Origin of the sequence: Stenotrophomonas sp. Sm10, assembly GCF_030985515.1 — a bacterium.
Taxonomy (GTDB): Bacteria; Pseudomonadota; Gammaproteobacteria; order Xanthomonadales; family Xanthomonadaceae; genus Stenotrophomonas; species Stenotrophomonas hibiscicola.
On sequence record NZ_JAPTFO010000040.1, the window covers coordinates 16,071 to 39,532 of the forward strand.

Below are 23,462 nucleotides of genomic sequence, written 5' to 3' on the forward strand. Positions count from 1 at the left end.
TGCGGCCATTGCAGGTCAAGCTAGGCAGGGTGCCGATACCCTGCAAGCGCGTTCGGAATGCGGCCCCGGCAATCTGCCTTGCGCATCACAGTACCGCGCGTTGTGCTTGCCCCCTGTCTTGCAGAACCTGCTGCAACGAAACAACTGATCTATCACGTAGACGTCCCGCGCGGGGCATCCACGTCAATCCCCCTGTGATGATGCTTCGCTGGCCTTCGCTGGCCGCGTGCCATGATGCCGCCAAGGGTGCCGGCGACTGAACATGACCAGATAGCACCCTACCACCCAAACCAGCGCGGCACACCATCCGGCCAGGATATCGGAGGGGTAATGCACCCCCAGATAGACCCGGGAGACGCTGACCAGCAGGCTGAATGCCGGTGCCAGCAGCAGCACCGGCCAGCGCCAGCGGGTGTTCCAGGCCAGCAGTACCAGGGTCACCGCCAGGGTCATCGAGCCCATCGCGTGGCCGCTGGGAAAGCTGAACGTCGATTCCGGCGCGATCGATTCCCACAGGCTGGGGCGCTGGCGCTGGAAGAAGTGCTTGCTGCCCATGTTCAGCAGCGCCGAGCCGACGAAGCTGACCGCCACGAAGGTGGCCTCGCGCCAGCGCCGGTAGCCCAGCAGCACGCCGATGATCAGCACGTCGGCCGGGATCAGGAACCACTCATAGCCCAGTTTGGAAATGAGCACGAAGAAGCGGTCCAGCAGTGGCGAGTGCAGGCCATGCATCTGCCACAGCAGCGGCGCGTCGAAATGGAACGATTCAAACTCGTGCACCTCGTCCGCCAGGGCGACGAAGCCAGCCAGCGGCAGCAGCACGCCGCCGAACAGCAGGACCAGGCGCCAGGCATTGCGCGCCATCCAGTGGCGGAAACCGGAGGCGGACTCCGGTGCAGCGAGGATCGCAGGCTTATCCGGCGCTTCGGACATACGTGTGTTCGACGTAGTCGTCGATCAGGGCGACGAACTCCTGGGCGATGTTGTCGCCGCGCAGGGTCACCTTCTTCTCGCCATCGACAAACACCGGCGCTGCGGGTGTTTCGCCCGTGCCCGGCAGCGAGATGCCGATGTTGGCATGGCGCGACTCGCCCGGCCCGTTCACGATGCAGCCCATCACCGCCAGGGTCATGTTCTCCGCCCCCGGGTGGTGGATCTTCCACAGCGGCATCTTCTCGCGCACGTGGTTCTGCACGACCTTGGCCAGCTCCTGGAAGAACTCCGAGGTGGTGCGGCCGCAGCCCGGGCAGGCCGTGACCAGCGGCGTGAAGGCGCGTTGGCCGGTGGTCTGCAGCAGTTCCTGGGCGACGATCACTTCCTGCGTGCGCGACTGGCCCGGTTCCGGGGTCAGCGAGATGCGGATGGTGTCACCGATGCCTTCCTGCAGCAGCACGCCCAGCGCCGCCGCCGACGCGACGATGCCCTTGCTGCCGATACCGGCTTCGGTCAGGCCCAGGTGCAGGGCGAAATCCGAGCGCTGGGCCAGGTCGCGGTATACCGCGATCAGCTCCTGCACGCCGCTGACCTTGGCCGACAGCACGATGCGGTCGCGCGGCAGGCCGAGTTCCACCGCCTGCTCGGCCGAATCCAGGGCCGAGCGGATCAGCGCTTCGCGCAGCACGCGGCCGGCATCCCAGGGCTGTTCGCGCAGGCTGTTCTCGTCCATCAGCTTCGCCGCCAGGGCCTGGTCCAGCGAGCCCCAGTTGGCGCCGATGCGCACCGGCTTGTTATAGCGGATCGCAAACTCGATCAACTGCGCGAACTGCAGGTCCTTCTTCTTGCCGAAGCCGACGTTGCCGGGGTTGATGCGGTACTTTGCCAGCGCTTCGGCACACGCCGGTTCGGCGGTCAGCAGCTGGTGGCCGTTGTAATGGAAGTCACCGATCAGCGGCACGTCGATACCCATCATCGCCAGCTTGTCGACGATGCGCGGGATCGCCGCAGCCGCTTCCACGGTGTTGACGGTCAACCGCACCATTTCCGAACCCGCGCGCCACAACTCGGCCACCTGCTTGACGCTGGAAGCCACGTCGGAGGTGTCGGTGTTGGTCATCGACTGCACCACTACCGGCTTGCCTCCGCCTACGGTGACCCCGCCGATCTGCACGGCATGGGTCTGGCGGCGGGGCCAGGAGGTGGCGTCGGAGGGAGGCGTAGGGCGGGTCACGGCGTCGTGCATGGGCGCATTCTACCGCCCGCTCCCGCATTCGGGGTGACTCGCATTCAGCCGGCGGCACGGCTGCGGCCGATTGTCGCAGGCACGCGCGCCCGTGAACGCATACGATGAGCATGAATGACCGGTCCCGACGCCCCGTTCCTCCGTACCCTGTGCAGCCTGCGCTGGCTTGCCGTAGGCGGCCAGGCCGCCACCATCCTGGTCGCCAGCTGGGTGCTGGGCCTGCCGTTGCCCCAGCTGCCACTATGGGCCGGCGTGGCCGTGCTCACCTTGTTCAACATCTACACCCAGCTGCGCCCGGAAGCGGCCGACACCGCCCCGCTGACCGCATTCGGCCATATCCTGGTGGACGTGATCATCCTGACCTGGATGGTGGGCTGGAGCGGCGGCATGGCCAACCCGTTCAGTTCACTGTTCCTGATCCTGATCGCGCTGGCCGCCTTCGCCCTGCCCCTGCGCTGGGCACTGGCAGTGGCCCTGGCCTGCCTGCTCGGCTACGCCGCCAGCGGCATCTTCGGCCAGCCGCTGCCGGACGGCTATTTCCGCGCGCAGGACCTCAACCGTTGGGGCGTGGTCGCCAACTTCCTCATTTCCGCAGCGGTCGTGCTGACCTTCTCCACCCGCCTGGCGCTGGCGCTGCGACAGCGCGAACTGGAACTGTCGGCACTCAGGGAACGCTTCGCCCGCAACGAAGGCATCGTCGCCCTGGCCACCCATGCCGCCTCCGTGGCGCATGAACTGAACACGCCGCTGGCGACCATGACCCTGCTTGCCGATGACGTCGCCGAGCGCAGCGAAGAGCCCGAAGTGCGCGAAGACATGGAAACCCTGCGCGAGCTGCTGGTGCAGTGCCGGGAACGTGTGCTGGCGCTGGCCGCACCAGCCTCGGCCGACGCGCCGGGCCGCAGCCATTCCAGCGCCCAGCAGGTACTGGAACAATGGCGCCTGGTGCGGCCGACCATCGACCTGCACCGCAATGACGATGCGCCGCTGCGGCTGCCGCTCGACCCGGGCGTAGGCCATCTGTTGATGGTCCTGCTCAACAATGCCGCCGATGCCGGCGAGAAGGCCGGCCGGCCGCGCGTGGACCTGGACCTGCGCATCGAGGGCGACGACCTGATCGGCGAAGTACGCGACTACGGCCATGGTTTCGACGCCCGTGCCGCCGTGCTGCCGGGCAAGCTGTTCGGCAGCAGCAAGAGCGAGGGCATGGGCGTCGGCCTGGCCCTGTCCCATGCCACCATCGAACGCCTCGACGGCGAGATGTGGATGCGCCCGGCCCAGGGGGCCGGCAGCCGCGTCGGCTTCCGCCTGCCGCTGGCCCCACGCGAGGAAACCCCATGAGCGCCTCAACCCTTGGTCTGCTGGTCGACGACGACGAGCTGTACCTGCGCACCCTGCAGCGCAGCCTGGCCCGCAAGGGCCTGGAAACACAGACCGCACAGGATGCCGCCAGTGCCCTGGCACTGGCCCGCCAGCATCCGCCGGCGTTCGCGCTGATCGACCTGAAGCTGGGCAGCGATTCCGGCCTGGCGCTGATCCAGCCGCTGCGCGCACTGCGCGCGGACATGCGCATCCTGCTGGTGACCGGCTATGCCAGCATCGCCACCGCAGTGGAGGCGATCAAGCTGGGCGCGGATGATTACCTGCCGAAGCCGGCCACGGTGCCGATGATCCTGCGCGCCCTCGGTGAAGAGGACGACGGCCCGGCCGACGATGGCGAAATGGAAGTGCCGGACGCGATGACGCCGATCAGCCGCCTGCAGTGGGAACACATCCAGCAGGCGATGCACGAGACCGGCGGCAACGTGTCCGCAGCGGCGCGTCTGCTCGGCATGCACCGGCGTTCGCTGCAGCGCAAGCTGGCAAAGCGGCCGAGCCCGGAACGCGATCCGAGCCGTTGATCGCTGACGGACCGGTCCGGCTCAGGCCTCGACCAGCGCCGGCCGGTCCTGCGCGGCGCTGGAGCGCACCGCACACGCATCGGCCCGCGTGGCCATCGTCTCCTGCAGCAGCGGCGATGGCAGTACGCAGGCCGGATGCATGCGCAGGAAGCCGTAGATCGAACCCGCCAGGCCGATCATCAGGCCCGGGGTAAAGGCCGCGCGGGTGAGGCCGCCAACCATCCCCTGGTGCTCCTCGATCGAAGAAATGATCTCGATGGCGGCCTCGTCCTGCGGATAGGGACACCCTGCCGGATCCAGCGCAGCGGCCAGCACCAGCAGTTCCCGGGTGGACACATCGCCATGGCACAGGGTGTGGCTGAACCCCCATTTGCCGCGCGCATCGGCCACGGCGCGACGCATGTCGCGCAATTGCGCGGCATCACCGGTGCGGGCATACAGGTCCGCCGCCGCCAGGCCGATGCCCACGCTGCCGTGGCACCAGGTCGGGAAGTTCTTCTGCCCATCCTGCAGGTGGATGTCCCGCCAGTGCCCGGTATGTGGCTCGAACAGGGCTGCCTGGAATGCAAATGCTCCTTCGGCCAGCCGCCGCCATGCGGCCCGCTCGGGCACGCTGCCAGCCTCGGAGCGGGCCAGTCGTGCCAGCGCCCAGCCCATGCCCATCGCACCGTGGCCAAAACCACCGATCGGCTCGCTGAACTGTGGCGTCGGCCAGCGCGTACCGTCTGCGTCGACAATCGCAGCGTCCTGCATGCGGCGTCCCGCTGCGGCCGCCAGTTCCAGCCAGCGTGCGTTGCCGGTGGCTTCAGCCAGCGCCAGCAACGGCAGGATCATGCCGGACACACCATCAATCAGTTCGAACTTTGCCGCCTGCTGGAAACCGCGATGCTCCGCGGCTTCCGCGCAGCGCTCTGCCAGCGCCAGCAGCGCCGGTCGCTGCAACAGGTCGTGCAATGCCAGCAATGCCCACATTTGCGAACCGGTTCCGACGAATCCACCGTCAATTTCGGCAGGGTGCCGCTCGCACAGGGTCTGGAACACCGCAAGGGCGCCCTCGATGGCCGGATCCAGCCCGGCCACCGGATCGGCACGCCCCTGCTCCACTTCGTGGCGATAGGCTGCCAGTGCGAAAGCGATGCCGCCCAGCCCGAAGTACAGGTCTGGCTGCACCGGCTGGACGGTCCATCCGGTACGCGTCACTTCAGGTGTGATCCAGGTCATCGAGCCGTCTTCGCCGTGCACCGCCAGCCGCAGCAGGCTTTCCACCGCGCGCGTGGCCAGCGTGCGACGGCGTGCGTCCAGGTCGTCGGCGCGCGGATGCCGTGCTGCATAGCTGTAGCCGGACCGGGCCTCGGCTCGGGCCAGTGCATGCTGGTTCAGGTCGGTGGCGACCAGCGTGCTGCGGATCGTCACGTCTTCCAGGTCAATCCGCATCGCGCGCCAGTTGGCGACGACGGAGTGGATACGCGCCGCGTCCAGCTGCGATGCGAAGATCGGAATGTCACCGTGGCGCAGGTCATCGACCTCTCCGCGTACGGTTTCCAGGTCCGATGGCGCAGCGGGCGACACCGCCGCATTCCGCACGAGCAGGTCGATCGCGCGCTCAACCGCCCGAGCTTCGTTGTGAAGCGATGCTGGATGCCAGAGCATCCGCCCGAGCTCGGCGTAGGCCATTGTCGGCCGCCGTACATCCCGCACCTGGCAGCCTTCGAAGGCCGTCAGCAGCGGCATCAGTTCGCCGTTCGCGTCCAGCGCGCGCAGACGCCCACTGGCGTCGATGAAGCCCTCGCTGATGTGGTCCCAGTACAACGACACATCGGGCTGTGCGCTGGGATGGTTCTGCGCAATGGAGACCTCGGCCTCGACCATGCCCAACCGGGCCGGTTCGGTCCCGTCGTCGACGATCACCGGCACCTGCACCCGTGGCTGCTCGCCGGGCAGCGCGCCGGCTGCAGACAGGTCCACGCCCTCCATGCCCAGGCCGGCAGTACGGAACGGCACGATTCCGGTACGCAGCACTGAATTGCGCATCAGCTTGACGGCGGTGTCGTACGCATCGCCAAGCCCTGATGGCTCGATTTCGATTACCCGGCAGAACACGCTTTCGGCGTCGACCACCACCGGCACCGGCCCGACCGCGATCAGATTCTCCAGATGGATGTCGGTGCCACCGATCAGGCGCAGGATGGCCAGCCAGTGGCCGAGGCCGCGGTAATAGCACCGCAGTTCAGCCTCGCCGGAACAATAGCGATGCGCGGCGAATGCAGCCCAGCCGTGGCTGCCACGATCGATCACCTTCGGCACGCGCACGCGGTCAGGGGCATCACCGAAGACCGCGGACAACAGGCCATCGAGCGTGGCATCGATGCGCAATGAGCGTGGCTTGTACATCACCGTGCCGCCTTCGAACTGCAGCCGTGCCACGGTGCGGCCGCCACCGTGCAGGTCACCGCGGCCCAATGCAACGGCATGCAGCGTGCCCGCCGGCGCACCCAGCAACTCGGCCAACGCAACACGATCACTGCCGATGCGTGCAGCGAGCTCCACCACGGCCTCGCATTGTCCTTCGAGCATGCGCGTCAGGCGCGGCAGCAGTACCGGATAGCGTTGCTGCAGATGCGCGCGGAAGCCCTCGCTCGTGGCCAGGGCAACGAATTCGTCCAGCGCACCAGCACTGTCAAGCGGGCCGATGTCACCGCTGCGTGCAGCGGCGTGCAGCTCCAGCAGCAGCACGCGGTTGAGCTTGAGCTGGGCATGCTCACGCAGCGCCGCCTCGCCCTGCGAATGCAGCAGCGCACGTTCGCCGGGCTGCAGGGCGATGGCGGGATCATGCAGGCCGGCAGCCAGCGCAGCGCGCGCCTGGGCAAGGAAATGTTCGGTGATGCGCGCAAACGCGGCCGCAGCCGGAGAAGCGGTCATTACGCCCCCTGCGAGATTCAAGAGTCTGTTCCAGTCGCCGGCACGCAGCTGCATGCCTCTGCGTGCCGGCACGGGCTACATCAGCAACACAGGCAGTGGTTGATCACCGATACCGTGGTGGTGCACTCGTTGGTGCCACCGGTGATCATGGTGTCCGAAGCCCCGGTGAGGGCCGCTTCGGTGGCTGCCGCACCGTAGATGAACAGCGAACCCGCAGGGTTGGCGCACCCATCCACATCGTCCGAGCCATTGAGCCAGCCGGACACAACGTCGTCATTCAGATCCATTCGCAATCTCCTGTCATTCACAACATGAGGCGTTGAGGACATGGATCGATTCCACGTCCCTCCGGATACGGCCAGTCCCTGGCATCAACATCATGCTGCGAGCGATACTGGATGACAGGTACAGCCGCCCATGCACACTGCATTGGCACGCCATGCGTAGTCAAGCTGCGCTGCCGCAGGCACGCGAATACGCTGCATGGGCAACGCCGCAGGGCCCCGGAATGGCAGGAACGGAAGGCATGGGATGGCCGGCCTGTCGCCGGCGCATCCACGACCGGGCTCAGCGCTTCAGCTGCGCCAGTATCTCGCGGGTCATCGGATCGGCAATCGCCACATCCTCACCCTGCAGCGCCGGCAACAGGCCACTGGCCAGCTGCTTGCCAAGCTCGACACCGAACTGGTCGAAGGCATTGATGTTCCAGATCACCGACTGCACGTACACAGCGTGTTCGTACATGGCGATCAGTGCGCCCAGCGCCTGCGGGGTCAGTGCGTCGAGCAGGATCAGCGTGCTCGGGCGGCCCCCGGGGTAATCGCGGTGCGGGTCGTCGCTGCTCTGGCCATTGGCCAGTGCTTCGGTCTGCGCCAGCAGGTTGGCCAACAGGGCCTGATGATTGATCGTGTAGGGATCGTCGCTGTGCACGCAGCCGATGAAGTCGGCCGGAACGATGCTGGTGCCCTGGTGCAGCGCCTGGAAGAAGCTGTGCTGCACGTCGGTGCCCGCCCCGCCCCACCACACCGGCACGGTGTCGGTGGTGACCGGCTGTCCGTCACGCTGCACGCGCTTGCCCAGGCTTTCCATCACCAGCTGCTGCAGGTAGGCCGGCAGCAGCGCCAGGCGCTGGTCGTAGGTCATCACCGCGTGCGTGGCATGGCCCAGCAGGTTGCGGTTCCAGATGTCGGTCAGGCCGTGCAGCACCGGCAGGTTGCGCTCCAGCGGTGCATCCAGCGCATGCGCATCCATCTGCGCGGCGCCTTCCAGCAGCTGCTCGAAGCGCTCGAAACCGATGGCCAGCGCGATCGGGAAACCCACGGCCGACCACAGCGAATAACGGCCACCGACCCAGTCCCACATCGGCAGCACGTGATCGGCGGCGATCGCGAAAGCCTTGGCCGCGCGTTCCGGATTGGCGCTGACGGCATACAGGCGCTCGCTGCCCCCCAGCCAGTCGTGCAGGATCTGGCCGTTGAGCAGGGTTTCCTGCGTGCCGAAGGTCTTGGAAATCAGGATGCCCGCGGTCTTCGCCGGATCCAGCGTGGCCAGCGTGCGCTGCATGGCGGCGCCGTCCACGTTCGACACGAAATGCACGCGCAGGCGCGCACCGCTGACCGGACGCAGCGCATCGGCGACCAGGCGCGGACCGAGGTCGGAACCACCGATGCCGACACTGACCACGTCGGTTACGCCGCTGTCTTCCAGCGCGCGCACCAGCACGCCCATGCGCTGGCGGATCTCGCGCGCGGTGGCATAGGCCTCAGCGGCAACCGGTGCATCGACCACGTCGCCGCGCAATGCGGTGTGCAGTGCGGCGCGACCCTCGGTCAGATTGACCTGCTCGCCACGGAACAGGCGCGTGATGGCGCCGCCGACATCACGTTCGGCAGCCAGCGCCAGCAACGCCTGCAGCGCGGCGGCATCGTATTTCTGCCGCGCGAAGTTGACGTACAACGGACCGACCCGCAGCGCCAGATCCTGCACGCGGCCGGGTTCGGCGGCGAGCAGGCTGGGGATGCTTGCGCCCTTCAGGCGCTGGGCGTGGGAATGCAGCGAGTCGAATCCGTTGTTCGTTGTCATGCGGCCTGGGTCGGGATCGTGTCGTTGGTGTGGGTGATCTGGTTCTTGCCATCAACGTACACCAGCTTCGGCTTGAAGCTGTCGGCTTCCTGCTCGGTCATGCTGGCGAACGCGGCGATGATGATGATGTCACCGACCTGCACGTGGCGCGCGGCGCCACCGTTGAGCGAGACAACGCCGCTGCCGGCTTCGGCGCGGATGGCATAGGTCGAGAAGCGCGCACCGTTGGTCACGTCCCAGATGTGCACCTGCTCGAACTCGCGGATGCCGGTGGCAGCCAGCAGGTTGTCATCGATGGCGATCGAGCCTTCGTAGTTCAGCTCGGAATGGGTGACGGTGGCGCGATGGATCTTGGTCTTGAGCAGGGACAGGTGCATGGGGGCGCTGCAACGGCAAAGGAAAGAGCGGATTCTAGCACCCGCACAGCGCGGGGCATCACGGCCGGCAACCTGTTCAGGTAGGCGGTGAAACCGGGGTCAGAACCCTTTCCCCTGGAAAAGGCATCTGACCCCATGCATCGCGCGGCGCCGCCGGAGCTCAGAATTCCAGGTTGTCGATCAGCCGGGTCGTACCCAGGCGCGCGGCGATCAGCGCTACGCGGCCACCGCCATCGAACGTCGGCTCGGCCAGCTCCGGGGTGCGCAGCACCGCATAGTCGACCTGGAAACCGGCCGCCTGCAGTGCGGCGGTGGCATCGGCCTCGATGCGTTCGCGCGGGTGACCGGCCACGTAGCCCTCGCGCATGCCCAGCAGGGTGCGGTGGATGGTGGTCGCGACCGGGCGCTGTTCGGCGCTCAGGTACTGGTTGCGCGAACTCTTGGCCAGGCCATCCTCGTCGCGCACGATCTCGGCACCGACGATCTGGATCGGGAACGACAGTTCGGCCACCATCTGCCTGATGACAGCCAGCTGCTGGTAGTCCTTGCGGCCGAACACGGCCACGTCAGGCTGCACCTGCAGGAACAGGCGCGCTACCACCGTGCACACGCCGTCGAAGTGACCCGGGCGACTGGCACCTTCAAGCACTTCACTGACACCCGGCGCGTGCATGCGCGTGGTCTTGTCCACGCCCAGCGGGTACATGGCCTCGACGCTGGGCAGCCACACCGCATCGCAGCCGACCTGCTCAAGCCCGGCCACATCGGCCTCGGGCGTACGCGGATAGCGACTGAAATCCTCGTTCGGCCCGAACTGGGTCGGGTTGACGAAGATGCTTGCCACCACCTTGTCGGCGTACTGGCGGGCCAGGGTCACCAGCGAATGATGGCCACCGTGAAGGTTGCCCATGGTGGGCACCAGCGCCACGCGCAGGCCCTCGCGCTTCCAGTGGGCGATCTGCTCGCGCAATGCGCCAAGCTCGTTGAAGGTCTGGATCATGAGGCGTAAGCGTGCTGTTCGTCGGGGAAGCTGCCGTCGCGCACGGCGTCGGCGTAGACGCGGGTGGCACCGGCCACCGAACCGCCTTCGGCAAGGAAATCCTTGACGAACTTGGGGCGGCGATGGCCACTGTCCAGGCCGAGGAAATCGTGCAGCACCAGCACCTGGCCGTCGCACTGCGGGCCGGCACCGATGCCGATGGTCGGCACCTCCACCGCAGCGGTCACCTCGGCGGCAACCGGGGTCGGCACGCACTCAAGCACCATGATGCTGGCGCCGGCAGCGGCCACGGCCCTGGCATCTTCCACCAGCTGGCGCGCGGCATCGCCGCGGCCCTGGATCTTGAAGCCGCCCAGGCGCAGCACCGATTGCGGGGTCAGGCCCAGGTGCGCGCAGACCGGAATCTCGCGCTCGACCAGGTAGCGGATGATGTCGACCTTGAAGCCGGCACCTTCGATCTTGACCATCTCGGCACCGGCCTGCAGCAGCTGCAGCGAGGCATCCAGCGCGCGCTCCGGGGTGGCATCGGCGCCGAAGGGCAGGTCCGCCACCAGCAGCGCACGCTGCAGCACGCGGGCCACGGCGCGGGTGTGGTAGACCATGTCGGCCACGGTCACCGGCAGGGTCGAATCATGGCCCTGCACCACCATGCCCAGCGAATCGCCGATCAGGATCAGGTCAACGCCATTGGCGTCGAAAGTGCGGGCGAAGCCGGCGTCGTAGGCGGTCAACATGACCAGCTTCTGGCCATTGCGCTTGGCCTCGGCCAGGGCGGGAACGGTCCAGGGCTTGCTGTCTGCGTGGGTGCTCATGTGCTGATAACCGGGGGAGATAACCCGGGCATTATCACCCTATCGGGGCAATCCCGCAGGCGTCCACCCGCACCACTGCGTCCCGCACGCGGCCGTGGCCGGGAATGGCAAGATCCGGCGCGATTTCGGCCAGCGGCACCAACACGAAGGCCCGTTCGTGCATGTACGGGTGTGGCACCTTCAGCCCGGGCTGGTCGAGCTCCTGCACGCCGTACAACAACAGGTCCAGGTCCAGCGCGCGCGGGCCCCAGTGCACTGCCGGATCGCGCACGCGACCGAAGCGCTGCTCCAGCGCCAGCATGGCCTGCAGCAGCTCATCGGCCGGCAAGGTGGTTTCGACCGAGGCCACCGCATTGACGAACGGCGGCTGGTCTTCATTGCCCCAGGCCGGCGTTGCGTAAAGCCGCGAGGCCTGGCGCAGCCGGGTCCCGGGCAGGCCGTCCAGCGCGGCAATCGCCGCGCCGACGGTGGCGGCCGCGTCGCCGAGGTTGGCGCCGAGGCCGATCCAGGCAGGGGTCATCGCCTACTCGCCCGCTGCACCGGCCGGGGCACCCGGACGACGGCGGCGACGGCGGCGCTTGCGCGGCGCTCCGCTCTCGTCATCGCCTTCTTCGCTGTGCATCGCATCCAGCGACGACTCCAGCTCACGCCCGGACTGCGCCTGCGCTTCGCGCCAGAATTCGACATCGGCGGCGTGCTCGGACGACGCCACCTGGCGCAGGCTGAGGAAATCGAACGCGGCACGGAAGCGCGGATGGGTCAGGGTGCGGAACACGCGCTTGCGCTGGCGCGAGCTGAAGCGCGACTGCAGCAGCCAGATTTCCTGCATCGGCAGCGAGAAGCGGCGCGGCAGCGCGATGGTGCTCAACTGCTGCACGGTGACGCGGTCGGCGGCGCGGCGCTGCGCCTCTTCCGGTGCCACGCCCTGCTTGAGCAGGGTCGCCTGTGCACGGCAGAACGCCGGCCACAGCAGCAGCGCGAACAGGAACGCCGGCGAGACCGGTTCGTCGTTGGCCACCCGCGCATCGGTATTGGCCAGGCCCTCGACCAGCATGCGGCGCAGCGCGCCGGTGCGGTTGGCTTTCAGCGCCTTGGCGCTTTCCGGGAACAGCACGTCGAGCAGGCCGTAACGCTCAAGGCCTTCGAAGCTGGCCACGCCGTGTCCGGACAGGAACAGCTTGAGCACTTCCTCGAACAGGCGCGCTGGCGCGGCTTCGTTGAGCAGGCCGGCCAGGTGCGGGATCGGCGCGGCAGTACCCTCCTCGATCTGGAAGCCGAGCTTGGCCGCCAGGCGCACCGCTCGCAGCATGCGTACCGGGTCTTCCTGGTAGCGCTGCACCGGGTCGCCGATCAGCTTCATCAGGCGCGCCTGCACGTCCTCGAAGCCACCGGTGTAGTCGCGCACCGAGAAGTCCTCGATGGCGTAGTACAGGGCGTTGCAGGTGAAGTCGCGGCGGATGGCGTCGTCTTCGATGGTGCCGTACACGTTGTCGCGCACGAGCATGCCGTTTTCCATCTCGCGGTCGCCGCTGCCGTCATCGCTGTTGGCACGGAAGGTGGCGACTTCGATGATTTCGCGGCCGAACACAACGTGGGCGAGGCGGAACCGGCGGCCGATCAGGCGGCAGTTGCGGAACAGCTGCTTGACCTGTTCGGGCGTGGCGTCGGTGGCCACGTCGAAATCCTTGGGTTGGCCATTGACCAGCAGATCGCGCACCGCGCCGCCGACAAGGTAGGCGCCGAAGCCGGCATCGCGCAGGCGATAAAGCACGCGCAGGGCGTTCGGGCTGATGTCCTTGCGGGAGATCGTGTGCTGGTCGCGCGGGATGACGCGCAGGCTGAACGGTGATGTAGCAGGGGAAATGATGTTGGCGCTTCCGGTTGAAGTTTCGGGATTGCCCAATGGCATCGAGGTGCATATACTAGCGCTCCTGCCTCGGCAGCGACACAGTTACGCTCCCTTCGTCTAGTGGTTAGGACGTGGCCCTCTCAAGGCTAAAACAGGGGTTCGAGTCCCCTAGGGAGCGCCAGTCGCCGCAGCAGGAACCGAAAAAGCCCGCCTTGTGCGGGCTTTTCTGTTTTCCGGGGTTTGCATCGGCATCGGTCAGCCTGGTCGCAGTAGCGCCTTCCTGTTCCTGCGTGGGAGTGGGTGGGCCACCCTGACAGTTTCCCGCGACGGCGGCACGAACAGCCTCGCTCCTCCGCAGCCAATTCAATCCCGACGCGCAGAGCTGCGTCCGCCAGAACCGCTATGCCTGACGCGAAGGCGGGGCAGCTCAAGCCGGGACCGTTGGCGCCATGGATGGCGCCATCGAGCCCCCATGGATGGGTTCACGGCGTGTCCCGGATTGGGCTGCCCCGCCTTCGCCCTCGATGACACCGAGGCGCCAACGGAATGCAACCGAAGCCGGGCAGCGTCAGCCTTCCATCTGCTCCAGCTCCTTGCCCTTGGTCTCGCGCACGTAGCGGACCACGAAGAAGATCGAGAGGATGGCCGCCACCGTATAGATCCCGTAGGCCCCGGCCAGGCCGATGCCCGCCAGCAGCATCGGGAACGTCACGGTGATCGCGAAATTCGACGTCCACTGCGCCGCACCGGCGACGGCCAATGCCGGGCCGCGGATCTGGTTGGGGAACATTTCACCCAGCATCACCCACATCACCGGGCCCCAGGACATGTTGAAGAACACCACATAGACGTTGGCCGCCACCAGCGCCAGCCGGCCCATGCCGTCGGACAGTTGCAGGCGACCGTCGGCGAGACTGCCACTGGCGAACGCGACCACCATCAGTACCAGCGCTACCGACATGCCGACCGAGCCGATCCACAGCAGCGGCTTGCGCCCGATGCGGTCGATCAGCAGCACCGTCAGCAGGCAGGCACCGATGCTCAGCGCACCGGACAATACATTGATCAGCAGCGCGTCGCTTTCCGAGAACCCCACCGCCTGCCACAGCACCGCGCCGTAGTAGAACACCACGTTGATGCCGACCAGCTGCTGGAACATCGCCAGGCCGATGCCGACCCAGAGGATCGGGCGCAGCCTGCCGGTGACCTTGTCGCGCAGGTCGGCGAAGCGTGGCTTGTGCTGGTCCTGGGCCAGGCTCGCCTCGATCTCGGCCTGCTTGGCCGTGGCTGCGGCCTCGCCGTACAGCCGCGCCAACACCGCCCTCGCCTGCTCCGGGCGCCCCTTCACGACCAGGAAGCGCGGGCTTTCGGGAATCACCAGCAACAGCAGCAGGAACAGCCCCGATGGCAGCGCCTGCATCCAGAACATCCAGCGCCAGGCCTCATGGCCCAGCCATAGCGGCTCGGTCGACGCCCCAGCGGCACGGGCCAGCAGGTAATTGCTGAGGAAGGCGGCGAACAGGCCGCAGATGATCGCCATCTGCTGCACCGTGGCCAAGCGCCCGCGATAGCGCGCCGAGGCCACCTCGGCGATGTAGGCCGGCGACATCACGCTGGCCGCGCCCACCGCGAAACCGCCCAGCACGCGCGCGGCGATGAACAGCCAGGAAGCGTGAGCGGCACCGGCGCCCAGCGCCGAAACCAGGAACATCAGCGCCGACACGATCAGCACGCCTCGGCGGCCCAGGCGATCCCCCAGCCAGCCTGCCAGGAAGGCACCGACCGCACACCCCAGCAGCATCGAAGCGACTTCGAAACCGAGCGCCGCCTCGCTGGAGTTGAAGGCCTGGCGAAGGCCGTCGACCGTGCCATTGATGACACCACTATCGAAGCCGAACAGGAATCCACCGAGGGTGGCCACGCAGCTGATGAGGACGATGAATGCCGTGTTTTCGCCGCCGTGGGAGGCGATGCCGGGTTGGCGCTGGGACATGGATGAACCTGTTGGGAAGGGAGGCCGGCCATCCGACGCAGCCGGCTGACCCGCAGCGTCGCACAGGCCTTGCCCTGCCGCCAATGTCCGCCACGGCCGCGCCTGCCAGGCGCCCGATTTCCGCCCCGCGCCGACACTGGGGGCCAACCTGTTCTAGAATTGGCGGGTTCAGGAATCGATCCGCCCCCAGCCCATGCCCTTTGTCGTCACCGAAAACTGCATCAAGTGCAAACACACCGATTGCGTGGAAGTGTGCCCCGTGGATTGCTTCCACGAAGGCCCGAACTTCCTGGTGATCGATCCGGATGAGTGCATCGACTGCACCCTGTGCGAACCGGAATGCCCGGTCAACGCGATCTTCCCGGAGGACGATGTTCCTGCCGGCCAGGAGAGCTTCGTCGCCCTCAACGCCGAGTTGGCGAAGGAGTGGCCGGTGCTGACCGTGCGCAAGGACCCGCCTGCCGACGCCGGCGAATGGGATGGCAAGCCGGACAAGCTGAAGCTGCTGGAACGCTGAGAAGCGCCTGCTGCGACAACGAAAAAGGGCGCCTTGGGCGCCCTTTTCCATTTCCGGTAGCGCCGGGCCATGCCCGGCGGATCCTGGGCCGCGCTTCAAGCTCGCCGGGCATGGCCCGGCGCTACCCAAGGCAGGTGCGGACCAAGGCCCGCATCCACCCGACCAGCCCTTACTGCGCCAGCTTCGCCTTGAGCGCGGCGATCAGCTTTACCGGCGCTTCGGCCGTGGCCGGCAGGCCGCGCGGGTCCACCGCGGAGATGTAGGCGCCGGCATCGACGGCCACCACGCGGACCAGGAAGTTGCTGCCTTCGTAGGCCACGTCATACGAGCCCAGCAGCTGCGCGCGGCTGGCGATGGTCACGCCTTCCACGCCTTCCAGCGCGGTGCCGACCTTGGCGAAGGCCTCATCCTTGCCACCGGCGATGGTGAAACCCGTGTTGCCCACGGCCGGGGCCGCAGCCACCGGGGCCGCCGGCTTGGTCGCCGAGGAAAGGGTCGGCACCTTGTTGTCGCCGGTGGTGGCCGGCAGGTTCAGGTCCGGCGGCACTTCCAGCGGACGCATTTCCGGGGCCAGGGCGTAGTCGCCCTTGACGCCGCGCTTGAAGCAGCCGGTGGTGCCGGCAGCGACCGCCACAGCAAGCAGGGCATAGGACAGCACGCGGACGGTGGAAACGGATTGACGCATGTGAATCTCCTGGGTCAGACCAAGACGGAAGGTCAGTGGCTGGAAAGGGCTTCGAGGGCGGCGATGTCGCCGGCAAGGTGGTCGGCGGCCGCATGGTGCGGCGCCGACAGCGGCAGCAGCGGCAGGCGCAGGTCATGGCCGACACCGATGCGGCGCAGCAGCGCCTTGACCGGAATCGGGTTCGGTTCAACGCCGCAGAAATCGTGGAACGGCTGCAGGCGCGCGTCCCAGGATTCGGTGGCTGCATGGTCGTGCGCGGCGGCCAGTTCGCACATCCGGCGGTAGGCACCCGGAAGCACGTTGGAGCCCACGGAGATCAGGCCATCGATGCCGGCCCGGATCGAGCGCGCGGCGGTGCCGTCATCGCCACTGAGGACCGCGAACTTCGGGCTGCGCAGCGCCAGCAGCGCCTGCACCCGGCCGGTGTCGCCCACCGCCTCCTTGATGCCGACGATGTTGGGGTGGCTGGCCAGTTCGGCCACGGTCTCCGGCTGCATGTCGCAACCGGTACGGCCGGGCACGTTGTACAGCACGACCGGCAACCCGCCCTGGTCGGCGACCGCACGATAATGGGCAATCAGGCCGGCCTGGGTCGGCCTTACGTAAGGCGGGGTGACCACCAGTGCATGGCTGGCGCCAAGCGCGGCCGCACGACGGGTCTGTTCGATGGTTTTGGCAGTACCGGACAGGCCCGTGCCGGCCATGACCGGGATGCGGCCGCCAATGCGTTCGACCGCGCTGGCCAGCAGCAGGTCGTACTCGGCATCGGTGAGGGTTGCCGCTTCGCCGGTCGAGCCGGCAACGACAACGCCATGGACGCCACCTTCCAGTTGCAGGTGCAGCAGGCGCTGCCAACCGTCGGGATCGAGGGCGCCGTCGGCCCGGAACGGGGTCGCCAGCGCGGTGATGAGGCCGGAAAGGGACAAGGACGTGCTGCTCTTGGCTGGAAAGGGAAAACGCCCGCCACGAAAGGCCGGGGGCGACCTGAATGTTACTTGCGGCGCGAAAGCACGGGCAAGTATGCTGGACACCGGTGGATCCCCGCCTCTGGCGGGCATTCAGACTCACGCATGCATTACCCGGAATCGCCTTGACCGACACCACCCCGCGCCCCGCGCCGAGCGAAAACCACCTCCTGATCAACGCCTACACGACGCATCCGGAGTCCCCTCTGCTGCCCGTCACCCGCCGCATCGCCGACAGCGGCTGCAATCTGGTGGACGCACGCCTGGCCACGGTCGGCCGCGACGTCTCGGTCACCGCCCTGGCCACCGGCTCCTGGGACTCGGTGGCCAAGCTGGAGGCGATGCTGACCCGGCTGGAGCGCGAGGAAGGGCTGAAGCTGGTCTGGTACCGCACCGCCGCCAAGCAGGCGCAGTCCAACCTGCTGCCCTACATCGTCGAGGTGATCGCCGCCGACAAGCCGGGCATCCTGTTCCAGCTGGCCGATTTCTTCGACCGCCAGGGCATCACCATCGAGAACCTGCAGAGCACGCGCTACCGCGCCATGCAGACCGGTGCGGAAATGTTCAGCGCACAGGTCACCATCGGCGTGCCGGCCAACATGCATATTGCCGCGCTGCGCGACGATTTCCTTGAGTTCTGCGACCACCTGAACCTGGACGCGATCATGGATCCCATGAAGTTCTGATTCTTCGCGCGTCTCTCACGCGCGCGTGGCGTTTCATGTAGCTGTAATGGCAAGAACCCAGGCTCGACAGAAGGACCTCATGAACAACGGCGACACCCTGGACAGCACTACCCTCTCCCTGCCGCTGGCCCTGTCCGGCGGCGACCACGCCACCCTCGGCGACTATGCCGGCCAATGGCTGGTGCTGTACTTCTATCCCAAGGACAGCACGCCGGGCTGCACCACCGAAGGCATCGACTTCAACGCCCTGCTGCCGAAGTTCAGGAAGGCGGGCGCGGTGGTACTGGGCGTCTCGCGCGATTCGGTGAAGTCGCACGACAACTTCTGCGCCAAACAGGGCTTCAACTTCCCGCTGGTCAGCGATGGCGACGAAGCGCTGTGCAGCGCCTTCGACGTGATCAAGATGAAGAACATGTACGGCAAGCAGGTACGTGGCATCGAACGCAGCACCTTCCTGATTTCCCCCGACAGCCGCATCGTGCAGTCCTGGCGCAAGGTCAAGGTTGCCGGCCATGCCGATGCCGTTCTCGCCGAACTGAAGGCCTCCCAGTCCAAGTGAGTCCCCCTGCCTACCGTGTCTGCCATCACCCTGCCCCGCTGCAGGCCGTGGTGGTTTTTCCCTGCCCGTAACCAGGAATCGACGATGACCCGAGGCAAGCGCATCTACGTGCTGGATACCAACGTGCTGATGCACGATCCCACCGCGCTGTTCAAATTCGAGGAGCACGACATCTACCTGCCCATGCAGGTGATCGAGGAGCTGGACAACGGCAAGAAGGGCACCTCCGAAGCCAGCCGCAACGCTCGCCAGGTGAGCCGTTTCCTCAACGAGCTGGTGCAGGAATCCGGCCTGGACAACCTGGCCGACGGCATTCCACTGCAGCGTCCCAATGGCCTGCAGCTGCGCGGCAAGCAGAGCGCCGGCAAGCTGCGCTTCCAGACCAGCCATTTCGACGCGGGCAAGAGCTTTGGCAAGGTCATTCCGGACAATGCCATCCTCGGCGCGATCCTGGCCCTCAAGGAAGAAACGCCGGACCTGCCGGTGGTGTTCGTTTCCAAGGACATCAACCTGCGGATCAAGGCCGCCATCGCCGGCATCGTGTCCGAGGACTACGAGAACGACCGCGCACTGGACGATTTCAGCCTGCTCTACACCGGTGCCACCGAGCTGCCCGAAGACTTCTGGAAGCGCCACGGCGAGGATCTGCGCAGCTGGAGCGACAAGGGCCGCAGCCATTACGAGATCCAGGCGCAGGATGGCGAGGAGTGGTACCCGAACCAGTACGTCTACCTGCCCGGCGAAGACGAAGTCGAACTGCGCGTCAGCCGCGTGGTCGGCGACGGCAAGGTAGTGCTGTCGCTGGTCGATGATTTCCGCCACGGCAGCCACGCCGTGTGGGGCATCAGTGCGCGCAACCGCGAGCAGAATTTCGCGCTGAACGCACTGATGGACCCGGAGATCGACTTCGTCACCCTGCTGGGTACCGCCGGTACCGGCAAGACCCTGCTGGCGCTGGCCGCCGGCCTGGCCCAGACCATGGACCAGCAGCGCTACCGCGAGATCATCATGACCCGCGCCACGGTCAGCGTTGGCGAGGACATCGGTTTCCTGCCGGGCACCGAGGAAGAGAAGATGACGCCGTGGATGGGCGCGCTGACCGACAACCTGGAAGTGCTCACGCACAACCAGGAAGGCGGCACCTGGGGCCGCCAGGCCACCAACGACCTGCTCGCCAGCCGCATCAAGATCCGCTCGATGAACTTCATGCGCGGCCGCACGTTCCTGTCACGCTACCTGATCCTGGACGAGGCGCAGAACCTCACCCCCAAGCAGATGAAGACGCTGATCACCCGTGCTGGCCCCGGCACCAAGATCGTCTGCCTGGGCAACGTCGAGCAGATCGACACCCCGTACCTGACCGAAACCACCTCGGGCCTGACCTACGCGGTGGATCGCTTCAAGAACTGGCCGCATAGTGCGCACATCACCCTGCGCCGTGGCGAACGCTCGCGCCTGGCCGATTACGCGTCGGAGGTGTTGTGAACCGCTGCACCCGCCTGCTGCTGCCCACGGCTGCGATCGCCCTCGCAGCCGCGCTCGGCGCCTGCACCACCACGCGCGGCCCGGCCAGCGTGCCGACCGCCGAACGTACCGGACAATCCTGGGTGGTCACCCGCCCGATCATCGCCGCGCAGGTGCTCGACACCTGCTCGCGGCCCAGTCCAGGCCGCGAGGCGGGCCGGGTCAGCGGCTATTGGGCACCCAGCCGGCAGCAGATCGACCAACTGGAAGCACAGCTCTCGTCGCTGCAGGCACAGGTCCCGAAGGTGCTGGACTTCGACCGCCAGTACGTCGGCATCGAAAGCGCCGGCAAGCGGCTGATCTACGTCAACGCCTTCCATCTGCCCGATGGCAGCGGCATCAATCCGGCACGGGAAGCGATCCGCGTCTGCGACGGCGGCACGCAGTTCTGGGGCGCGGTGTTCGACCCCTCCAGCAATACCTTCAGCGAGCTGCAGTTCAACGGCGGCTTCGGCGGGCCCTGAGGGGCCTTGCCGATGGGAATACGCCTGCCCACCTGGGTCTGGATTGGTGCGGTCGCGCTCTCGTGCGTGGCCGGCATGGTCAACGTGGTCGGCTTCCTCGGCTTCGAGCATCAGGCGGTCAGCCACATGACCGGCAGCACCAGCCAGCTGGGCATGGCGCTGGCGCAGGGCGACTGGCGCGCGGTCGGCCATCTGTGGGGGCTGCTGATCGCGTTCTCACTGGGTGCGATGCTCAGCGGCCTGTTGATCCAGGACAGTACCCTGCAACTGGGCCGACGCTACGGTGTGGCGCTGGCCTTGGAGTCCGCGCTGCTGCTGGTGGCCATTCCGCTGTTCGAACGCCACCAGATCTGGGGCGCACTGGCCGCCGCCATGGCCTGCGGCCTGCAGAACGCGATGGCCACCACCTTCAGCGGCGCGGTGGTACGCACCACCCATCTCAGCGGCATGTTCACCGACCTCGGCATCGGCCTGGGCCACCTGCTGCGCGGATTGCCGCTGCAGGTACGACGCCTGACCCTCAGCGGCCTGATCATCAGCGGCTTCCTCGCCGGCGGCATCCTCGGCGCCTGGCTGTTCATGCGTTGGCAATATGACGCCCTGCTCGCCCCTGCCCTGCTGACTGGCCTGACGGGCCTGGGCTATGTGCTGTACCAGCAATGGGCACGTTGGCGGCATTGAATCAAGGACATCGGCGCATGGCGTGGATCTACCTTCCCCTGCGCGACCACGGCACAATCGCGGAATGAGCCCGACCACTCCCGTTTCCGCTCTCACCATCGCCGGCTCCGACTCCGGTGGAGGGGCGGGCATCCAGGCCGACCTGAAAACCTTCGCCGCGCATCGCGTGCACGGCCTCTCCGCAATCACCGCACTGACCGCACAGAACACGCGTGGCGTCATCGCCGTGCATGTGCCGCCGATCGACTTCCTGTGCGCGCAGCTGGATGCCTGTTTCGACGATTTCGACATTCACGCGGTAAAGCTGGGCATGCTGGCCAACGCCGGCGTGATCAACGCCGTTGCTGACGCACTGGAGAAGCATCGTCCGCCGCACGTGGTGCTGGACCCGGTGATGGTCGCCACCAGTGGGGCGCGCCTGCTGGAAGACAGCGCATTGCAGGCCATGCGTGAGCGCCTGATCCCGCTGGCCACGCTGATCACCCCCAACACACCGGAAGCAGAACTGCTGGTCGGACGGAAGATCAGCAATGGCGATGACGCTGAGCGCGCGGCGTCAGCCCTGCTCGATCTCGGTGCCGGCGCCGTACTGCTGAAAGGTGGCCACCTGCAGGAAGGCAACCGCGTAATCGACCGCTACTTCGACGGCGTCAGCAGCGAAGAATTCATCCATGCGCGCCTGCCACTGGACGCGCACGGTACCGGCTGCACGTTGGCTTCGGCCATTGCTGCGCAGCTGTGCAATGGCCTGAGCCTGGCCAATGCCTGCGAAGCCGGCATCGACTACGTTGCACGTGGGCTGCAGCAAGGCTATGCGCCGGGCCGCAGCGAAGTGCGGGTGCTCGACCATTTCGGCGCGGCACCGCACGCATGAGCCTGACGCCACGCATCCTCGCCGTGCAGTGCAACGACGGCCATCGCTACGAAGTGATCGCCTGCGTGCCTGCACATCCCGTCGCGCGCCTGCTGTGGCTGCCCGCGCTGGGCGTGGCCGCGCGCCATTACCTGCCGTTGGCGCAGGCGCTGGCTGCGAAGGGCGTGGCGGTGTACCTGCACGAGTGGCGCGGCAACGGCAGCAGTTCACTGCGCCCGTCGCGCACGCAGGACTGGGGCTATCGCGAGGTACTCGAACAGGATCTGCCAACCAGCCAGGCGGTCCTGGCCACAGCGGATGACGACGCCGGCGCCCTGCCCTGGATCATCGGTGGACACAGTCTCGGTGGGCAGCTGGCTTGCGTGCATGCCGGCCGCAACCCGCACTACTTCAACCGGCTATGGCTGGCCGCCAGTGGCTCACCGTTCTGGCGCGGGTTCCCGCCACCCCGTGGCTGGCTGCTGCCACTGGTCTACCGCTTCCTGCCGTGGATCGCGCGGCGCCAGGGCGTCCTGCATGGCCGTCGCCTCGGCTTTGGTGGCACCGAAGCGCGCGGCCTGATTGCCGACTGGGCGCGCGTGGGCCTGAACAACCACTACGCCGCGTCCGGCATGGACGAAGACCTCGATGCGCAGATGGCGCGCGTGCATGGCAGCGCACAGGCGGTGCTGATGGAGCACGACTGGTTGGCCCCCACCGGATCGATGCAGACGCTGCTGGCGAAGCTGCCGAATGTGGACGCGCAGCTGCGCGTGCTGTCCGCGCATGAACTGGGCACGCGCGCCGATCATTTCGCGTGGCTGAAGGCGCCGGACGCCGTGGCTGACAGCTTTTTCATTCAGTTGGATGAAAATTTTCACAAAACTGTTGACGGTCCGCGCCGACATCCGCATAATTCCGCTCCTGTCGCAGGGCGCCCGTAGCTCAGTTGGATAGAGTACCTGGCTACGAACCAGGCGGTCGGGAGTTCGAATCTCTCCGGGCGCACCACTCGACAGGTTTCCGGCATCCGCCGCTGGAAATGCAGTAAAATTTGATTGTGTACCGCGCGCCCGTAGCTCAGTTGGATAGAGTACCTGGCTACGAACCAGGCGGTCGGGAGTTCGAATCTCTCCGGGCGCACCACTCGACAGGTTTCCGGCATCCGCCGCTGGAAATGCAGTAAAATTTGATTGTGTACCGCGCGCCCGTAGCTCAGTTGGATAGAGTACCTGGCTACGAACCAGGCGGTCGGGAGTTCGAATCTCTCCGGGCGCACCACTCGACAGGTTTCCGGCATCCGCCGCTGGAAATGCAGTAAAATTTGATTGTGTACCGCGCGCCCGTAGCTCAGTTGGATAGAGTACCTGGCTACGAACCAGGCGGTCGGGAGTTCGAATCTCTCCGGGCGCACCA

General features: G+C 66.8%; 23 protein-coding genes and 5 tRNA genes. 15 read left to right on the forward strand and 13 right to left on the reverse strand.

What is annotated here, in order from left to right; genetic code table 11:
* Positions 1-183: 183 nt before the first annotated feature.
* Both O0J15_RS12555 and ispG read right to left on the reverse strand, forming a co-directional pair.
* Complete coding sequence (locus O0J15_RS12555; RefSeq protein ID WP_058980273.1) at positions 184-933, reverse strand: phosphatase PAP2 family protein; 750 nt, start codon at positions 931-933, stop codon at positions 184-186.
* On the reverse strand, positions 914-2,179 hold the full coding sequence (ispG, locus tag O0J15_RS12560) for a flavodoxin-dependent (E)-4-hydroxy-3-methylbut-2-enyl-diphosphate synthase (RefSeq protein ID WP_019661189.1): 1,266 nt from the start codon (positions 2,177-2,179) through the stop codon (positions 914-916). Before ispG ends, O0J15_RS12555 begins: the two co-directional genes overlap by 20 nt.
* Before the next feature lie 114 nt (positions 2,180-2,293).
* Between ispG and O0J15_RS12565 the strand changes: the two genes are divergently transcribed.
* Together O0J15_RS12565 and O0J15_RS12570 are read left to right on the forward strand one after the other, a co-directional pair.
* Entirely contained in the window at positions 2,294-3,520 is a 1,227-nt protein-coding gene (locus O0J15_RS12565) for an ATP-binding protein (protein ID WP_308305744.1), read from the forward strand.
* Positions 3,517-4,080 (forward strand): response regulator transcription factor, encoded by a 564-nt coding sequence (locus O0J15_RS12570; RefSeq protein WP_005409063.1) that lies wholly within the window; start codon positions 3,517-3,519, stop codon positions 4,078-4,080. The genes O0J15_RS12565 and O0J15_RS12570 overlap by 4 nt, the downstream gene beginning before the upstream one ends.
* Before the next feature lie 21 nt (positions 4,081-4,101).
* Here O0J15_RS12570 and O0J15_RS12575 read toward each other — a convergent pair whose 3' ends face one another.
* The 8 genes from O0J15_RS12575 to pcnB all read right to left on the reverse strand — a co-directional run bounded on the left by O0J15_RS12575 (position 4,102) and on the right by pcnB (position 13,179).
* Positions 4,102-6,999: a type 2 lanthipeptide synthetase LanM family protein gene (locus O0J15_RS12575; protein ID WP_308305745.1), complete on the reverse strand. Its 2,898-nt coding sequence runs from the start codon at positions 6,997-6,999 to the stop codon at positions 4,102-4,104.
* Positions 7,000-7,079: 80 nt separating this feature from the next.
* Positions 7,080-7,286 (reverse strand): DUF6229 family protein, encoded by a 207-nt coding sequence (locus O0J15_RS12580; protein WP_010484314.1) that lies wholly within the window; start codon positions 7,284-7,286, stop codon positions 7,080-7,082.
* A 280-nt stretch (positions 7,287-7,566) separates the two neighbouring features.
* Positions 7,567-9,081, reverse strand: a complete 1,515-nt coding sequence (gene pgi / locus O0J15_RS12585; protein ID WP_019661186.1) for a glucose-6-phosphate isomerase — start codon at positions 9,079-9,081, stop codon at positions 7,567-7,569.
* Entirely contained in the window at positions 9,078-9,458 is a 381-nt protein-coding gene (panD, locus tag O0J15_RS12590) for an aspartate 1-decarboxylase (RefSeq protein ID WP_005409061.1), read from the reverse strand. Before panD ends, pgi begins: the two co-directional genes overlap by 4 nt.
* A 160-nt stretch (positions 9,459-9,618) precedes the next feature.
* On the reverse strand, positions 9,619-10,458 hold the full coding sequence (gene panC, locus O0J15_RS12595; protein ID WP_308305746.1) for a pantoate--beta-alanine ligase: 840 nt from the start codon (positions 10,456-10,458) through the stop codon (positions 9,619-9,621).
* A complete protein-coding gene (gene panB, locus O0J15_RS12600; protein ID WP_180833043.1) occupies positions 10,455-11,270 on the reverse strand; it encodes a 3-methyl-2-oxobutanoate hydroxymethyltransferase in 816 nt (271 codons plus the stop codon). The genes panC and panB overlap by 4 nt, the downstream gene beginning before the upstream one ends.
* Positions 11,271-11,304: 34 nt before the next feature.
* Complete coding sequence (gene folK / locus O0J15_RS12605; protein WP_155029289.1) at positions 11,305-11,790, reverse strand: 2-amino-4-hydroxy-6-hydroxymethyldihydropteridine diphosphokinase; 486 nt, start codon at positions 11,788-11,790, stop codon at positions 11,305-11,307.
* Positions 11,791-11,793: 3 nt separating this feature from the next.
* Positions 11,794-13,179 carry a polynucleotide adenylyltransferase PcnB gene (gene pcnB / locus O0J15_RS12610; RefSeq protein WP_164145107.1) on the reverse strand — a complete coding sequence of 462 codons (1,386 nt, stop codon included), beginning with the start codon at positions 13,177-13,179 and terminating at the stop codon, positions 11,794-11,796.
* A 46-nt stretch (positions 13,180-13,225) separates the two neighbouring features.
* Between pcnB and O0J15_RS12615 the strand changes: the two genes are divergently transcribed.
* Positions 13,226-13,300 (forward strand) — tRNA-Glu (locus O0J15_RS12615).
* A gap of 387 nt (positions 13,301-13,687) precedes the next feature.
* Here the strand turns inward: O0J15_RS12615 and O0J15_RS12620 are convergent.
* Complete coding sequence (locus O0J15_RS12620) at positions 13,688-15,112, reverse strand: sugar porter family MFS transporter (protein WP_019661180.1); 1,425 nt, start codon at positions 15,110-15,112, stop codon at positions 13,688-13,690.
* A gap of 193 nt (positions 15,113-15,305) precedes the next feature.
* Between O0J15_RS12620 and fdxA the strand changes: the two genes are divergently transcribed.
* A complete protein-coding gene (gene fdxA / locus O0J15_RS12625) occupies positions 15,306-15,629 on the forward strand; it encodes a ferredoxin FdxA (RefSeq protein WP_004153066.1) in 324 nt (107 codons plus the stop codon).
* 169 nt (positions 15,630-15,798) lie between these two features.
* Here the strand turns inward: fdxA and O0J15_RS12630 are convergent, their stop codons facing one another.
* The gene (locus tag O0J15_RS12630) at positions 15,799-16,314 is read right to left on the reverse strand and encodes a hypothetical protein (RefSeq protein ID WP_019661179.1); all 516 of its coding nucleotides are present in this window, start codon (positions 16,312-16,314) and stop codon (positions 15,799-15,801) included.
* A 32-nt stretch (positions 16,315-16,346) separates the two neighbouring features.
* On the reverse strand, positions 16,347-17,240 hold the full coding sequence (dapA, locus tag O0J15_RS12635) for a 4-hydroxy-tetrahydrodipicolinate synthase (RefSeq protein WP_019661178.1): 894 nt from the start codon (positions 17,238-17,240) through the stop codon (positions 16,347-16,349).
* 164 nt (positions 17,241-17,404) lie between these two features.
* On the opposite strand from dapA, the gene O0J15_RS12640 reads away from it, so the two are divergent.
* From O0J15_RS12640 to O0J15_RS12690, 11 genes are all read left to right on the forward strand, one after another.
* Complete coding sequence (locus O0J15_RS12640; protein WP_019661177.1) at positions 17,405-17,965, forward strand: glycine cleavage system protein R; 561 nt, start codon at positions 17,405-17,407, stop codon at positions 17,963-17,965.
* 79 nt (positions 17,966-18,044) lie between these two features.
* Positions 18,045-18,524, forward strand: a complete 480-nt coding sequence (locus O0J15_RS12645) for a peroxiredoxin (RefSeq protein WP_019661176.1) — start codon at positions 18,045-18,047, stop codon at positions 18,522-18,524.
* Positions 18,525-18,608: 84 nt separating this feature from the next.
* Positions 18,609-20,009 (forward strand): PhoH family protein, encoded by a 1,401-nt coding sequence (locus O0J15_RS12650; protein WP_019661175.1) that lies wholly within the window; start codon positions 18,609-18,611, stop codon positions 20,007-20,009.
* The gene (locus tag O0J15_RS12655; protein ID WP_019661174.1) at positions 20,006-20,512 is read left to right on the forward strand and encodes a hypothetical protein; all 507 of its coding nucleotides are present in this window, start codon (positions 20,006-20,008) and stop codon (positions 20,510-20,512) included. The genes O0J15_RS12650 and O0J15_RS12655 overlap by 4 nt, the downstream gene beginning before the upstream one ends.
* A gap of 12 nt (positions 20,513-20,524) precedes the next feature.
* Positions 20,525-21,193, forward strand: a complete 669-nt coding sequence (locus O0J15_RS12660; RefSeq protein WP_019661173.1) for a YoaK family protein — start codon at positions 20,525-20,527, stop codon at positions 21,191-21,193.
* 64 nt (positions 21,194-21,257) lie between these two features.
* Positions 21,258-22,067: a bifunctional hydroxymethylpyrimidine kinase/phosphomethylpyrimidine kinase gene (thiD, locus tag O0J15_RS12665; protein ID WP_134730674.1), complete on the forward strand. Its 810-nt coding sequence runs from the start codon at positions 21,258-21,260 to the stop codon at positions 22,065-22,067.
* Positions 22,064-22,990, forward strand: a complete 927-nt coding sequence (locus O0J15_RS12670; RefSeq protein WP_308305747.1) for an alpha/beta fold hydrolase — start codon at positions 22,064-22,066, stop codon at positions 22,988-22,990. Before thiD ends, O0J15_RS12670 begins: the two co-directional genes overlap by 4 nt.
* A tRNA-Arg gene (locus O0J15_RS12675) sits at positions 22,981-23,057 on the forward strand. Before O0J15_RS12670 ends, O0J15_RS12675 begins: the two co-directional genes overlap by 10 nt.
* Before the next feature lie 58 nt (positions 23,058-23,115).
* Positions 23,116-23,192: transfer RNA gene (locus O0J15_RS12680), tRNA-Arg, on the forward strand.
* A gap of 58 nt (positions 23,193-23,250) precedes the next feature.
* Positions 23,251-23,327 (forward strand) — tRNA-Arg (locus O0J15_RS12685).
* A gap of 58 nt (positions 23,328-23,385) precedes the next feature.
* Positions 23,386-23,462: transfer RNA gene (locus O0J15_RS12690), tRNA-Arg, on the forward strand.

Excerpts from the sequence above, each read along its gene's own strand:
- pgi (WP_019661186.1), bottom strand. The coding sequence starts at position 9,081 with ATGACAACGAACAACGGATTCGACTCGCTGCATTCCCACGCCCAGCGC.
- pcnB (WP_164145107.1), bottom strand. The coding sequence starts at position 13,179 with ATGCCATTGGGCAATCCCGAAACTTCAACCGGAAGCGCCAACATCATT.
- folK (WP_155029289.1), bottom strand. The coding sequence starts at position 11,790 with ATGACCCCTGCCTGGATCGGCCTCGGCGCCAACCTCGGCGACGCGGCC.
- O0J15_RS12555 (WP_058980273.1), bottom strand. The coding sequence starts at position 933 with ATGTCCGAAGCGCCGGATAAGCCTGCGATCCTCGCTGCACCGGAGTCC.
- O0J15_RS12670 (WP_308305747.1), top strand. The coding sequence starts at position 22,064 with ATGAGCCTGACGCCACGCATCCTCGCCGTGCAGTGCAACGACGGCCAT.
- O0J15_RS12565 (WP_308305744.1), top strand. The coding sequence starts at position 2,294 with ATGACCGGTCCCGACGCCCCGTTCCTCCGTACCCTGTGCAGCCTGCGC.
- O0J15_RS12650 (WP_019661175.1), top strand. The coding sequence starts at position 18,609 with ATGACCCGAGGCAAGCGCATCTACGTGCTGGATACCAACGTGCTGATG.
- O0J15_RS12570 (WP_005409063.1), top strand. The coding sequence starts at position 3,517 with ATGAGCGCCTCAACCCTTGGTCTGCTGGTCGACGACGACGAGCTGTAC.
- fdxA (WP_004153066.1), top strand. The coding sequence starts at position 15,306 with ATGCCCTTTGTCGTCACCGAAAACTGCATCAAGTGCAAACACACCGAT.
- ispG (WP_019661189.1), bottom strand. The coding sequence starts at position 2,179 with ATGCACGACGCCGTGACCCGCCCTACGCCTCCCTCCGACGCCACCTCC.
- O0J15_RS12645 (WP_019661176.1), top strand. The coding sequence starts at position 18,045 with ATGAACAACGGCGACACCCTGGACAGCACTACCCTCTCCCTGCCGCTG.
- O0J15_RS12660 (WP_019661173.1), top strand. The coding sequence starts at position 20,525 with ATGGGAATACGCCTGCCCACCTGGGTCTGGATTGGTGCGGTCGCGCTC.
- thiD (WP_134730674.1), top strand. The coding sequence starts at position 21,258 with ATGAGCCCGACCACTCCCGTTTCCGCTCTCACCATCGCCGGCTCCGAC.
- O0J15_RS12580 (WP_010484314.1), bottom strand. The coding sequence starts at position 7,286 with ATGGATCTGAATGACGACGTTGTGTCCGGCTGGCTCAATGGCTCGGAC.
- panB (WP_180833043.1), bottom strand. The coding sequence starts at position 11,270 with ATGAGCACCCACGCAGACAGCAAGCCCTGGACCGTTCCCGCCCTGGCC.
- O0J15_RS12575 (WP_308305745.1), bottom strand. The coding sequence starts at position 6,999 with ATGACCGCTTCTCCGGCTGCGGCCGCGTTTGCGCGCATCACCGAACAT.
- O0J15_RS12620 (WP_019661180.1), bottom strand. The coding sequence starts at position 15,112 with ATGTCCCAGCGCCAACCCGGCATCGCCTCCCACGGCGGCGAAAACACG.
- O0J15_RS12630 (WP_019661179.1), bottom strand. The coding sequence starts at position 16,314 with ATGCGTCAATCCGTTTCCACCGTCCGCGTGCTGTCCTATGCCCTGCTT.
- panC (WP_308305746.1), bottom strand. The coding sequence starts at position 10,458 with ATGATCCAGACCTTCAACGAGCTTGGCGCATTGCGCGAGCAGATCGCC.
- panD (WP_005409061.1), bottom strand. The coding sequence starts at position 9,458 with ATGCACCTGTCCCTGCTCAAGACCAAGATCCATCGCGCCACCGTCACC.